Here is a 12,568-nt window from a genome sequence, read left to right on the forward strand (position 1 = left end):
GTCATGGACAGCTGTGAGAGTCCTGTGCATCCACCGATTCGGACGTACAGGAAGGCCGGTCAGCCATGTGCGCACTGCTCGTGACTCCGACTCAGCAGCACCGGACCCGAAGCCCGGACAGGGAGCTCACCGTGCGCTCGCTGTCCGTTCCGGAATATCAGGCATTCCTTTCGGAGCACGGGCGGGCCAGCTTTCTCCAGTACCCGTCATGGGGCGGCGTAAAGGACCTTTGGCGATCGGAAAGGGTCGGGTGGCACTACCCCGGAGGTGAAATGGAGGGCGCCGGGCTCGTTCTCTACCGTCAGTTCCCGGGCACCCGCAAATACTTCGCCTACCTCCCCGAGGGACCCGTCGCCGACTGGGCCGACCCCGACATCGACCGCTGGCTGACCCCCCTGAAGAACCACCTCAAGGCCTCCGGCGCCTTCGCCGTGCGCATCGGGCCCACCCCCGCCTACCGCCGCTGGGACGCGGCCACCGCCAAGGCGGGCACCGGACCCGGCCGGCAGATCTCCGACGTGCTCGCCACCGAGGTGGACCCGGTCGGAGCCGCGCTCGCCGACCGGCTGCGCACCCGCGGCTGGAAGCGCTGCGGCGGCGAGGACGACGGCGACGCCCAGCCGCGCCACGTCTTTCGCGTACCGCTCGCCGGCCGCTCCGTCGACGACCTGTGGTCGGGCCTGAACCAGGAGTGGCGGCGCAATGTGCGCAAGGCCACGAAGGCGGGGGTCGAGACGGTCGTCGCCGCGGCCTCGGAGCTCCCCGAGTTCTACCGGCTGCTGCGCGTCACCGAGGAGCGCGACGGCTTCAGGCTCGGCCGCTCGCTGGCGTACTACCAGCAGCAGTACGAGGTCCTGAACGCCGAGGCGCCCGGCCGCATGCGCCTCTACCTGGGCGTTCACCAGGGCGAGATCCTCGCCGCGCACACCATGATCGTGGCCGGCAGCCGGGTCTGGTACCAGACCGGCGCCTCCGCCGACCACCGCCGGGAGGTCCGCCCCAGCAACGCCCTGCAGTGGCGCATGATGTGTGACGCACATGCACTCGGAGCGGACGAATACGACATGCGCGGGGTACCCTCCACCCTCGACCCCGACGAACGCTCCTTCGGGCTGCTGCGCTGGAAGCTCGGCACCGGCGGACAGGTCGTCGAAACCCTCGGCGAGTGGGAGACCTCCATGGACGGATGCGCCAACACGGCCCTCTACAAGGCGTTCCAGGCGTACATGGCCCGCCGGTGACCCTCGCAGACCCCAGAGCGGCCGGCACCCCGGCCGCCCAGGACACCGCCGCCGGGGCCGCGCAGGACACCGCGACCCCGGCCGCCCAGGACACCGCCGCCGCGGCCGCGACAGGGCCCCGCACCGACCGCGCAGCACCGAAGAAGACCTCGGTGCTGCGCAGCGGCGCGCTCATGGCCGCCGGCTCGATCGTCTCCCGCGCCACCGGCTTCGTCCGCTCCTCCGTGATCGTCGCCGCGCTGGGCACCACCCTGCTCGGCGACGGCTACGCGGTCGCCAACACCGTCCCGAACATCCTGTACATCCTGCTCATCGGCGGCGCCCTCAACGCGGTCTTCGTCCCCGAGCTGGTCCGCGCCGCCAAGGAGCACGAGGACGGCGGAGCCGCCTACACCGACCGGCTGCTCACCGTCTGCACGGCCGCGCTGCTGGTCCTCACCGCCACCGCCGTCCTGGCCGCCCCGCTCATCGTCTCGGCGTACACCGGCTACAGCGGCGGCCAGGAGTCCACCACCGTGGCCCTGGCCCGCTACTGCCTCCCGCAGATCCTCTTCTACGGGCTGTTCACCCTGCTCGGGCAGGTGCTGAACGCCCGCGGCCGATTCGGCGCGATGATGTGGACCCCGGTCCTCAACAACCTCGTCGTCATCGCCGTGTTCGGGCTCTTCCTGTACGTCTCCCACGGCGCGACGGACGGCCTGAGCGCCTCCGAGACCCGGCTGCTGGGCATCGGCACCACCGCGGGCATCGTCGTCCAGGCCCTCGGCCTGATCCCCTCGCTGCGCGCCGCCCGCTTCCGCTGGCGCCCCCGCTTCGACTGGCGCGGCAGCGGACTGGCCCGCCCGCTGCGGAGCGCGGGCTGGCTCGTCCTGCTCGTCCTGACCAACCAGATCGCCTACTGGGTCGTCACCCGCCTCTCCACCGCCACCGGGGAGCACGCCGTCGCCGCAGGCCTCGCGGGCGGCGCCGGCTACACCGCCTACAGCAACGCCTACCTGCTGTGGATGGTCCCGCAGGGCATCATCACCGTCTCCCTCGTCACCGCCCTCATGCCCCGGATGAGCTCCGCCGCAGCCGACGGCGACCTCGCGGCCGTGCGCAAGGACGTCTCCTACGCGCTGCGTTCCAGCGCGGCCCTGGTCGTCCCCGCCGCCGCGCTCTTCGCCGCCCTCGCCCCCTGGGTGATCGGCAGCGTCTTCGAGTACGGGCGCACCGGCCCCGCCGACGTCGCCGTCATGGCCGGCATGCTCGCGGCCTTCGCACCCGGCCTGATCGCCTACTCCGCGCAGTACGTGCTCTCCCGCGGCTTCTACGCCCTCTCCGACACCCGGACCCCCTTCTTCCTCAACCTCTCCATCGCCGCCCTCAACGCCGGGCTCTCGGTCGCCGCGTACCAGCTGCTGCCGCCGCGCTGGGCCGTCACCGGCATGGCCGCGGCCTGCTCGATCGCCTTCACCGCGGGCGCGGCCGGCACCGCGTACGTCCTGTCCCGGCGGCTCGGGCCGCGCACGGGGACCCGTACACAGCGCAAGAACACCGCCGTACGGACCCACCTGCGGCTCCTCGCCGCCTGCACCCCGGCGGCCGCCGCCGGGTACGCGGCCGCGCGCTCCGTCGAGCGGTTCGCGAACATCGAAGGGCCCCTCGGGAACTTCGCCGGGGTCGCGGCGGGAACCGCGGCGATCGTCCTCGTCGTCCTACTCCTCGCCCGCCCCCTGCGGCTCACGGAGATCACCGACCTGCTGGACTCCGTACGACGCAAGACCGGCCGCCAGGACCTGTCGTAGGACCTGCCGTCCCGGCCGGACCCGCTGCCGGACGCCCATATCGGCCGAAAGCGGGAGGGGACCGATCGACGACCCTGGAATACTGACCCGATGCCACGCGTACTGCTGATCGAGGACGACCCTTCCATCAGGGAGGGCGTGGGCCTCGGCCTGCGCCGCAGGGGCCACGACGTGAGCGCCGCCGAGACCGGCGAGGCCGGACTCGAACTCATGGCGAGCTTCCACCCCGAGCTCGTCCTGCTCGACCTCATGCTGCCCGGCATCAACGGCGTCCAGGTCTGCCGCCGGATCCGCGAGAACAGCCAGGTACCGATCATCATGCTCACCGCGCGCGGGGACGACTTCGACATAGTCGTCGGCCTGGAGGCCGGAGCCGACGACTACATCGTCAAACCCGCCCGCACCGAGGTCATCGAAGCCCGCATCAAGGCCGTGCTGCGCCGCCTCAGCGAGCCCGCGGGCGGCCGCCCCGACGTGGAGTTCCACGGAGAGCTGGCCGTCGACCGCTCCGGTCTCACCGTCGCCAAGAACGGCGAGCGCCTCCCCCTGGCCCCCAGCGAGATCAAGCTCCTGCTGCACCTGTCGGCCTCGCCCGAGCAGGTCTTCTCCCGCCAGCAGCTCCTGGAATACGTGTGGGACCACAGCTACCACGCCGACGCCCGGCTGGTGGACGCCTGCGTACGCCGACTGCGCCACAAGATCGAGGACCCCGACGGCGCCCCCCGCTACATACAGACCGTGCGCGGCTTCGGCTACCGCTTCGGCCCGCTGTAAGCGGCGCGCATGAAACGTTTCGCACCGCTGGGCCTGCGCACCCGCCTGATCGCCGCCTTCCTGCTGGTCGCCGCCATCTGCGCGGTGAGCACGGCCGCGCTCACCTACCAGCAGGCCCGCAACGCGATCCTCAAGCAGAGCCAGGACACCGCCGTCAGCACCCTGCGCGACCTGGTCGACTCCCAGTACACCCAACTGCCCATGGGGCAGGCGGAACTCCAGCGGCTCGTCGCGGAACTGGGCAAGCGCGGCCAGCCGCACCCCTGGATCGTCTACGGGGAGTACGGAAAGCTCCGCGCCTCCTCGAACCAGGGCGGCGCGCCCACCTCCCCCTCCATCGGGGAACAGCTCCGCCGCCAGGTGACCGCCCATCCGCACGGGGCCTTCCAGCGCACGAAGGACCGTAACGGCAACCTCTCCCTCGTCGTCGGCATGCCCGCCGTCTTCACGTTCCACGAGGTCGACGAGTCCACCGGCGCCGTCTTCTACGCGGTCGTGCCCCTGGACACCGAGCAGACCACCGTGGAGGCCCTGGTCGCGGCCGCCAGAATGGGCGCCGTCCCGGGCCTGGCGATCTCCGTGATCCCCGCCCTGCTCGCGGCGCGCAGCGTCCTGAGGCCCGTACGGGACATGCGCAAGGCCGCCCAGCGGCTGGGCCGCGGCCGGCTCGACACCCGGATCGAGGTCCGCGGAGCCGACGAACTCGCCGGACTCGCCCGCACCTTCAACGAGACGGCCCGCGCCCTCGAGCATTCGGTCAGCGAACTCCGGGAGGCCGAGGCCCGCGCCCGCCGCTTCGCCGCCGACGTCTCCCACGAACTGCGCACCCCGCTCGCCGGGATGCTCGCCGTCACCGAGGTCCTCGACGAGGGCGCCGAGGAGCTCGACGCCGACACCGCCAAGGCGCTGCGCCTGATCAGCGCCGAGACCGGGAAGCTCGCGGTGCTCGTCGAGGACCTCATGGAGATCTCCCGCTTCGACGCCCGCGCCGCCGAGCTGAACCTCGACGAGGTCGACGTCGCCGAGACCGTCACCAAGACCCTGGAACGCCGCCACTGGACCGACGGGCGGGTCAGCACCGACCTGCCCCCGGACGTCCGCGCCCGGCTCGACCCGCGCCGCTTCGACGTGGTCCTCGCCAACCTCGTGGGCAACGCCCTCAAGCACGGCGGGGCCCCGGTCCGCGTCGGCGTCCGCACCGAGACCCGGCCCGAGGGCGAGCGGCTGCTCGTCGAGGTCGCCGACAGCGGGCCCGGCATCGCCCCCGAGGTGCTGCCGCACATCTTCGACCGCTTCTTCAAGGCCGACGCGGCCCGCACCCGCTCCACGGGCAGCGGTCTGGGCCTGGCCATCACCCTGGAGAACGTCCGCCTGCACGGCGGCACCCTGCACGCCGCCAACGGCCCCGGCGGCGGCGCGCTCTTCACCCTCGACATGCCGCTGGAGGCCCGCGTATGACCCGCGTGCGCAGGGCAGCGGCCGCGGCCGCGCTGACCGTCCCGCTGCTGCTCGCCACCGGCTGCGGCATCGCCACCACCGGGGTCGTCGAGAGCGGCCGCGCCGGGACCGTGAAACTGGCCACCGCGCCGGACCCGGGCCTTGTGTACTTCATCGCGCCCGACGGCGCGCTCGTCCCGGTGCCGGTCTCCGACCGGATGCAGCGGCCGGACATCGGCTTCACGATCGGGATGCTGCTGGAGGGCCCGAGCGAGGCCGCCCGGGAGGCCGGTCTGACCACCGAGGTCCCGGCGGCGGACGCCATTTCTCCGGATGCCAAAGCCAAGGGCCTGGCCCGCGGACCGGTCGAGGCGGCCGCGGTCGGCAACACCGTCCGCGTGATCCTGCCGCTCCCGGTCGAGCCGCTGTCCGGACCGGCCCGCCGCCAACTGGCGTGCACGGCGCTGGCGGCGGTGAGCGTCAGGCCGGCCCCCGAGATCCTCCTCGTCGGCTCCGACGGCAAGGAGCAGAGCGCCGTGTGCGAGGTCAGGCCGGAGCGCTGAGCCCCGGCCGGGGCTCGCTGTGCCCCGCCCGGCCCCTTGCGGGCCGGGCCGCTCCCCGCCACCGTGTGGCGCATGGACCAAGGACCGGCCCCCGACGTCTTCGACCCGCGCCTGTACGCCGAAGGCGTCCCGTACGAGCGCTACCGGCTGCTGCGCGACCACCGGCCGGTGGCCTGGCAGAGCGAGCCGGAGGTGCTCGGCTGGCCCGCCGGCCCCGGCTTCTGGGCCGTCACCCGGCACGCCGACGTGGTCCGGGTCCTGCGCGACCACCGCACGTACTCCTCGCACCTGGGCGCCACCCAGATCCGCGACCCCGACCCGGCCGACCTGCCCTTCCTGCGCCGCACCATGCTCAACCAGGATCCCCCCGGGCACGGGACCCTGCGCCGCACCGTGGCCCGCGCCTTCACCCCGGCCCGCGTCGACGCCTTCGCCGACCGGGTCCGCGGCCGCGCCCGTACGCTGCTGCGCGCCGCCCGCGACGGCGCCGAGGACGGGGCCGCCGACGTGGTGCGCACCGTCACCGACGAGTACGCGCTGCTGAACCTCACCGACCTGCTGGGCGTCCCGGCCGCCGACCGGGGGCTGCTGCTGGAGTGGACCGTACGGATCATCGGCTACCAGGATCCCGAGGACGCCCCGCCCCCGCTGACCGGCCCGGACGGGAAGCCGCTGAACCCGCGCTCGCCCGCGCTGCTGGGGGAGATGTTCGCGTACGCCCGCGAACTGGCCGCCCGGAAAAGGGCCCGCCCCGGCGACGACGTGATGACCACCCTCGCGCTCGCCGGACTGCAGGACGCGGAGCTGGAGATGTTCTTCTTCCTGCTCACCGTCGCGGGCAACGACACCGTGCGCAGCGCCGCGCCCGGCGGCCTGCTCGCCCTGGCCCTCGACCCGGACGCCTACGCCGGACTCGCCGACGGCCGGGCCCCCTCGGACCGGGCCGTCGAGGAGCTCCTGCGCGTCCACCCGCCGGTGCTGAGCTTTCGCCGCACCGCCGCCGCCGACACCGAGCTCGCCGGACAGCGGATCCGGGCCGGCGACAAGGTGGTGGTCTTCCACGCCTCCGCCAACCACGACGAGCGCGTCTTCGCCGACCCCGGCCGCCTCGACCTCGGCCGCGCCCCCAACCCGCACGTCTCCTTCGGCGACGGCCCGCACGTGTGCCTCGGCGCGCACTTCGCCCGGCTCCAGCTCCGCGTCCTCTACGAGGAGTGGGTGGCCGCCATGCCGGTACCGGAACTGGCGGGCCCGCCACGCCGGTTGGTGTCGAACTTCATCAACGGGATCACACGGCTGCCGCTGCGGGTGTCCGGGCCGGCCGGGTGACGTCGGCGACCAGTTCGGTCACGTCGGGGCCGTAGGCGTCGGAGTTGATCACTTTCAGCAGGAGGCAGAAGGAGTCCTGGCCGTAGGCGCGGGCCAGCGACGTGTGGTGTCTGGCGAGGTAACGGGCCGCGGCGTGATTGCTGTTGGCGGTCTGGCCCGCCATGAGGAACACCGGCCGCGTCCCCGAGCCCGCCGTCAGCCGGGCCAGCAGGACGTGCTCGACCAGGCCCTCCTGCCAGCGGTACTTCTCCCCGCCGAGGGTGAGCGCGCCCCGCTCCGGAGAGCGCTCACGGCTGTCGTCGAAGTGGACTCCCGGCAGCATGGAGGTCAGGTGGGCCGCGGTCCGGGCGTTGGAGACGGGTCCGCCGACACAGAACTCGGCGCGCTCGCCGAAGCCTTGGCGGGCCCCGTCATGGGTGACGATCTGCAGGTTCGCCCCGCAGTCCTTGATCAGTCCGGCGATCTCCAGCAGGGCGAAGGCGTCCTTGCGGTTCACCGACCCCTCGCTGCCGCTCATGTGCCGGTTGACCACGAACAGGCAGTCGGAGCCGGTCGGCAGGCCGAAGAAGGCCTGCTTGCGGCGCAGTGCACGGCGCCACAGGTAGGTCCGGGTGAACCAGCCGAACCCGCCGCTGCATGCGGTGGCTATCACCCCGAGCACGATGTTGCGGACGTCGTCATTCATGCGGCGGATGGTAGTCGTCACGCCGCCTTCATGACGCGGTGGGTGCAAGGAAGTTACGCTGCCGCTCCAAGGTCTGACAGGCAGTCGACTGGAGGAACCGAATGCGTGGTCCCGCCGCACGTCAGTTAGCGCTCGTCGCGCTCGCCGGGGCGCTCGTCTCGACCGGGGCGGACGCCCCGCCGTCGCAGACCGACACCCCGCCGAAGGTCCCGGTCGCCGCCGGCTACCGCGGAGCCGTCGCCAGCGTCGACGCCGACGCCAGCGCGGTCGGCATCGCCGTCCTGCGCTCCGGAGGCAACGCCGTGGACGCCGCCGTGGCGACGGCGGCCGCGCTGGGGGTCACCGAGCCGTACTCCGCCGGCATCGGCGGGGGCGGCTACTTCGTGTACTACGACGCCCGGTCCGGCCGGGTGCGCACCATCGACGGCCGCGAGACCGCTCCGGCGACGGCCACCGCCGCGCTGTTCCAGGAGAACGGCCTGCCCATCCCCTTCGCCGAGGGCCAGACCAGCGGCCGCGGCGTCGGAGTCCCCGGCACCCCGGCGACCTGGCAGAGCGCGCTGGAGTCCTGGGGCACCCGTCCGCTCGGCCAACTCCTCAAGCCCGCCGAGAAGCTGGCCCGCGAGGGCTTCACCGTGGACTCCACCTTCCGGGCCCAGACCGAGAGCAACCAGGCCCGCTTCCGGGACTTCCCCGACACGAGGAATCTCTTCCTGCCCGGCGGGGCCCTCCCGGTGGTCGGCTCCACCTTCAAGAACCCCGACCTGGCCGCCACGTACGCCGAGCTCGGCCGCAAGGGCGCGGGCGCGCTCTACCGGGGCCCGCTGGCCGAGGACATCGTCCGGGCCGTGCGCACGCCCCCGGTGGACCCGGCCGCCACCCGCGTGGTCCGCTCCGGCGATCTGACCACCGGGGACCTGCGCGCGTACGCGACCAAGCGGCAGGACCCGACCCGGGTCGGCTACCGCGGCCTGGACGTGTACAGCATGGCCCCGTCCTCCTCCGGCGGCACCACCGTCGGCGAGGCGCTGAACATCCTGGAGCGCACCGACCTCGCTTCGCTCACCGAAGCCCAGTACCTGCACCGCTTCATCGAGTCCTCCCGGATCTCCTTCGCCGACCGGGGCCGCTGGGTCGGCGACCCGGCCGCCGAGGACGTCCCCACGAAGGAGCTGCTCTCGCAGAGTTACGCGGACTCGCGCGGCTGCCTCATCGACCCGGCCAAGGCGCTGACCAGCCCGCTGGCTCCCGGTGATCCCCGCAATCCGGTCGCCTGCGGCGGCGGCGGGCAGGCCGCCCCGACCACGTTCGAGGGGGAGAACACCACGCACCTGACCGTCGCCGACCGCTGGGGCAACGTGGTCTCCTACACGCTGACCATCGAGTCGACCGGCGGCAGCGCCATCACCGTCCCGGGGCGCGGCTTCCTGCTCAACAACGAGCTGACCGACTTCTCCTTCGCCCCGGCGGCGCCCGGCGTCCCCGACCCCAACCTGCCGGGCCCCGGCAAGCGGCCGCGCTCGTCGATGTCCCCGACCATCGTGCTGGAGGACGGACGCCCGGTGCTGGCGCTGGGCTCCCCGGGCGGGGCGACCATCATCACCACGGTGCTCCAGGTCCTGACCGGGCACCTGGACCGCGGGCTGCCGCTGGTCGAGGCCATCGCCGCGCCGCGGGCCAGCCAGCGCAACCAGACCACCACCGAGCTGGAGCCGGGCCTGTGGAACAGCCCGGTCCGCGCCGAGCTGGCGGCCCTCGGGCAGGGCTTCCGGCAGAACCCGGAGATCGGCGCGGCCACCGCGGTCCAGCGGCTGCCCGACGGGCGGTGGCTGGCCGCGGCCGAGACGACCCGGCGGGGCGGCGGGTCGGCGATGGTGGTGCACCCGAGCGGGGAGCAGTAGCCCTTACAGAGCGGTGAGGATCCTCGGACCGGCGGCGGTGATCGCGACCGTGTGCTCGGAGTGCGCGGCGCGGCTGCCGTCGACGGTCCGCAGGGTCCAGCCGTCGGCGTCGCAGGCGTAGTCGTCCGTGCCGCCCGCGATCAGCATCGGCTCGATGGCGATCACCATGCCGGCGCGCAGCTTCGTACCCTGCCCCGCCGGGCCCTCGTTGGGCACGCCCGGCTCCTCGTGCATGGAGCGTCCGACGCCGTGGCCACCGAAGCCGTCGGGGATGCCGTACCCGGCGGCGCGGCAGACGCTGCCGATGGCGTGGGCGATGTCGCCGACGCGGTTGCCGGGCCGGGCGGCGGCGATGCCCGCCGCGAGGGCCGCCTCGGAGGTCGAGATGAGCCGCAGGTCGGCGGGGCGGGCCCGGCCCACGGTGAAGCTGACGGCCGCGTCGCCGACCCAGCCGCCCAGTTTCGCACCGCAGTCGATGCTGACCAGGTCGCCGTCGCGCAGCCGGTAGCCGTCGGGGATGCCGTGCACGATCGCGTCGTTGACGGACGCGCAGATCACGGCCGGGAAGGGGACCGGCGCGAACCGCGGCCGGTAGCCGAGGAAGGGCGAGCTCGCGCCGGCCTCGCGGAGCACCTCGCGCGCGGCCAGGTCGAGCTCCAGCAGGGAGACCCCGACGGCGGCCCGGTCCCGGACGGCGGCGAGGGCGTGCGCGACGACGCGGCCGGCGGCGCGCATCTGGTCGATCGATCGGTCTGTCTTCAGTTCCACCATGCCAATAACTATACCGGTATAACTGTAACGGGATACTTATTGGTCTCCGGGGTAGGATGACCTCATGGTCCGTACCCCTCTCACCCCTGAAGAGCGCGAGCGCGGCGAGCGGCTGGGCGCCCTGTTGCGCACGGCCCGCGGCGGCCGCAGCATGGTCGAGGTCGCGGCCAGCGCCGGGCTCTCCGCCGAGACCCTCCGCAAGATCGAGACCGGCAGGGCTCCGACCCCGGCCTTCTTCACCGTCGCCGCCCTCGCCGGAGCTCTGGGGCTCTCCCTGGACGAAGTGATGCGGCGCTGCGCCCTCGTGCCCGTGTGAGGCCGGGGGGAGCGGGCGGGCCGCGGCCGTTCGGCCGCCGGGCCCGCCTCTCGGCGTGCCGTTAGGGCGGGCCCGGCGGCCGAACGGCCCAATCGGCGGTGGGAGCGCCGGAGCGCGGGGCAAGCGTGAAGGCGTGTCAGACATGAACGCATCCGCATCCAAGCGAATCGGCCTCGGACTCCTGGGCGCCCTCCTCGCGGGCGGCCTGCTGCTCGCGGCGTGCGCCGCCCCCGAGGGCCGGGCCCACGCCAAGGACCCGGGCGACGTGGTGCCCTGCCCCTTCAAGTCGGGGCCCCGGTCGTGCCTGGACGAACGGCAGGACGCGATCGCCGCGTACACCCACGCCCTGCTGTGGTCGGTGAACGGCAAGGCCGCCCACGCCCGCAAGGCACGCGGCGGCACGCTGGAGCGCACGATGGGCCCGGACCTGGAAGTGGCGCTCCAGCACTACGCGGTGCGGGCGGGCGCGAAACTCCCGTACACCCGCGAGCTGGTCGAGAAGACGCGCCCGGCCGGGACGGACGACCTGTTCGTGGCGTGGGAGACCCTCACCCACGGGGAGGTGGCGTGAACGGCATCCAAGCCGAGATCGACGACTATCTCGCGCGCTACGCCGCCACCCTCACCTCCTACGGCGCCCGGGCGGCGGCCGGTCTGTGGGGGGTGCCGGGCATGATCCTCGACGACCGGGGCGCCGGCGTGGTCGAATCCCGGGAAGCGATGGCCGAGGGGCTGGAGCGGTCCCATCCCTTCTACCGCCGGCTCGGCCGCCGAGGCCCGAGGGGTCGACCTGCCGTACGGAACTCCTTAGACACCTCCTGGGCGGCCTAGGCGTCGACCGGGTGCCAGGCCGGGCCGTCGCCGTCCTGCCGGACGTGCCCGAAGATCACGTCGGCGAAGTGGACGCCGAAGCCGATGGTGCCGGGCTCCGCCAGTTCGGCGACGAGCCGGCGGCGGTGGACGGCGGTCCGGGCGAGGTCGTGGTCGAAGGCCGAGGACCAGTCGGGGTGGTCGATCTGGATCGGCGAATGCACGGCGTCACCGAAGGCGATCAGGCGCCGGCCGCCCCCGGTGATGACGTACTCGGCGTGCCCGACGGTGTGGCCGGGGGTGATCCGCACGCGTACCCCGGGGAAGATCTCCTCCCCGTCGCCAAGCGTGCGCACGCGCGGCGCGAGGGCGGCGACCCGCTCGGTCGTGCCCTCGGCCGCCAGGAGGTCGAGCCGGTCCCACTCGGGCCCGGCGATCAGGTACTCGGCGCGGGGGAAGAGGGGCAGCTCGTCGTCGGGGGAAGGGTGGATGGCCCAGCCGATGTGATCGGAGTGGAGGTGGGTGAAGGCCACCGCTTCGATGTCCCCGGGGGCGAGGCCGAGTTCGGCCAGGCTGCCGGGGAGCGCGCCTCCGTGGATCACGCCTACGGGGCCGTCCGGGGACCGGAGCGTCTGCGGGCCGAAGCCCGCGTCGATCAGCAGTGCGCGGCCGCCGTGCTCCACCAGCAGGCCGCCGACGCTCGCCACGAGGTGCCCCGCGGCGTCCAGGTACTCCGGGTGGGCGGTCCACACCTCGTCGGTGGTGTCCGGGAGCAGCGGCAGCGGCCGCAGCCGCACGTCGCCGTCCGGTACGTACGAGACCTTCGTGTCGCCCAGCCACAGCGAGCGGATGCCCGCGGGCCGGTTCAGCCGTTCGTCGCGCGCCGTCGTCAATTCGGGCATGGGGGCTCCCTTGCGAGTCGTCGTCAGGCCGCCGCCGGCCGGTCCGCCGGGG

At 73.4% G+C, this 12,568-nt stretch carries 13 protein-coding genes; 10 read left to right on the forward strand and 3 right to left on the reverse strand.

What is annotated here, in order from left to right:
* The first annotated feature begins 65 nt into the window (after positions 1–65).
* From MTF69_RS29260 to MTF69_RS29285, 6 genes are all read left to right on the forward strand, one after another.
* A complete protein-coding gene (locus MTF69_RS29260) occupies positions 66–1,241 on the forward strand; it encodes a peptidoglycan bridge formation glycyltransferase FemA/FemB family protein (protein WP_243339169.1) in 1,176 nt (391 codons plus the stop codon).
* On the forward strand, positions 1,187–3,028 hold the full coding sequence (murJ, locus tag MTF69_RS29265; protein ID WP_374324219.1) for a murein biosynthesis integral membrane protein MurJ: 1,842 nt from the start codon (positions 1,187–1,189) through the stop codon (positions 3,026–3,028). The genes MTF69_RS29260 and murJ overlap by 55 nt, the downstream gene beginning before the upstream one ends.
* Positions 3,029–3,118: 90 nt before the next feature.
* Positions 3,119–3,802, forward strand: coding sequence for a response regulator transcription factor (locus MTF69_RS29270; protein WP_243339170.1), 684 nt, complete (start codon positions 3,119–3,121; stop codon positions 3,800–3,802).
* Positions 3,803–3,811: 9 nt separating this feature from the next.
* Positions 3,812–5,260 (forward strand): HAMP domain-containing sensor histidine kinase, encoded by a 1,449-nt coding sequence (locus MTF69_RS29275; RefSeq protein WP_243339171.1) that lies wholly within the window; start codon positions 3,812–3,814, stop codon positions 5,258–5,260.
* A complete protein-coding gene (locus MTF69_RS29280) occupies positions 5,257–5,802 on the forward strand; it encodes a hypothetical protein (protein WP_243339172.1) in 546 nt (181 codons plus the stop codon). Before MTF69_RS29275 ends, MTF69_RS29280 begins: the two co-directional genes overlap by 4 nt.
* A gap of 72 nt (positions 5,803–5,874) precedes the next feature.
* A complete protein-coding gene (locus MTF69_RS29285) occupies positions 5,875–7,131 on the forward strand; it encodes a cytochrome P450 (RefSeq protein WP_243339173.1) in 1,257 nt (418 codons plus the stop codon).
* Here MTF69_RS29285 and MTF69_RS29290 read toward each other — a convergent pair.
* Positions 7,091–7,816: a hypothetical protein gene (locus MTF69_RS29290; protein ID WP_243339174.1), complete on the reverse strand. Its 726-nt coding sequence runs from the start codon at positions 7,814–7,816 to the stop codon at positions 7,091–7,093. The two genes, MTF69_RS29285 and MTF69_RS29290, sit on opposite strands and share 41 nt — an antisense overlap.
* A gap of 101 nt (positions 7,817–7,917) precedes the next feature.
* On the opposite strand from MTF69_RS29290, the gene ggt reads away from it, so the two are divergent.
* The gene (gene ggt / locus MTF69_RS29295; protein ID WP_243339175.1) at positions 7,918–9,717 is read left to right on the forward strand and encodes a gamma-glutamyltransferase; all 1,800 of its coding nucleotides are present in this window, start codon (positions 7,918–7,920) and stop codon (positions 9,715–9,717) included.
* A gap of 3 nt (positions 9,718–9,720) precedes the next feature.
* Here ggt and map read toward each other — a convergent pair whose 3' ends face one another.
* Positions 9,721–10,488 carry a type I methionyl aminopeptidase gene (gene map / locus MTF69_RS29300; protein ID WP_243339176.1) on the reverse strand — a complete coding sequence of 256 codons (768 nt, stop codon included), beginning with the start codon at positions 10,486–10,488 and terminating at the stop codon, positions 9,721–9,723.
* 64 nt (positions 10,489–10,552) lie between these two features.
* Here map and MTF69_RS29305 point away from each other — a divergent pair, with 64 nt between their 5' ends.
* The 3 genes from MTF69_RS29305 (at position 10,553) to MTF69_RS29315 (ending at position 11,635) form a co-directional block, all read left to right on the forward strand.
* Positions 10,553–10,804, forward strand: a complete 252-nt coding sequence (locus tag MTF69_RS29305) for a helix-turn-helix domain-containing protein (protein WP_243339177.1) — start codon at positions 10,553–10,555, stop codon at positions 10,802–10,804.
* Between the two features lie 142 nt (positions 10,805–10,946).
* Positions 10,947–11,375 (forward strand): hypothetical protein, encoded by a 429-nt coding sequence (locus MTF69_RS29310; RefSeq protein WP_243339178.1) that lies wholly within the window; start codon positions 10,947–10,949, stop codon positions 11,373–11,375.
* Positions 11,372–11,635 (forward strand): hypothetical protein, encoded by a 264-nt coding sequence (locus tag MTF69_RS29315; protein WP_243339179.1) that lies wholly within the window; start codon positions 11,372–11,374, stop codon positions 11,633–11,635. The genes MTF69_RS29310 and MTF69_RS29315 overlap by 4 nt, the downstream gene beginning before the upstream one ends.
* On the opposite strand, the gene MTF69_RS29320 is transcribed toward MTF69_RS29315, so the two are convergent.
* Positions 11,632–12,516, reverse strand: coding sequence for an MBL fold metallo-hydrolase (locus MTF69_RS29320; RefSeq protein WP_243339180.1), 885 nt, complete (start codon positions 12,514–12,516; stop codon positions 11,632–11,634). The genes MTF69_RS29315 and MTF69_RS29320 overlap by 4 nt on opposite strands.
* Positions 12,517–12,568 lie beyond the last annotated feature (52 nt).

The organism is Streptomyces sp. AP-93, from assembly GCF_022808175.1.
Classification (GTDB): Bacteria; Actinomycetota; Actinomycetes; order Streptomycetales; family Streptomycetaceae; genus Streptomyces.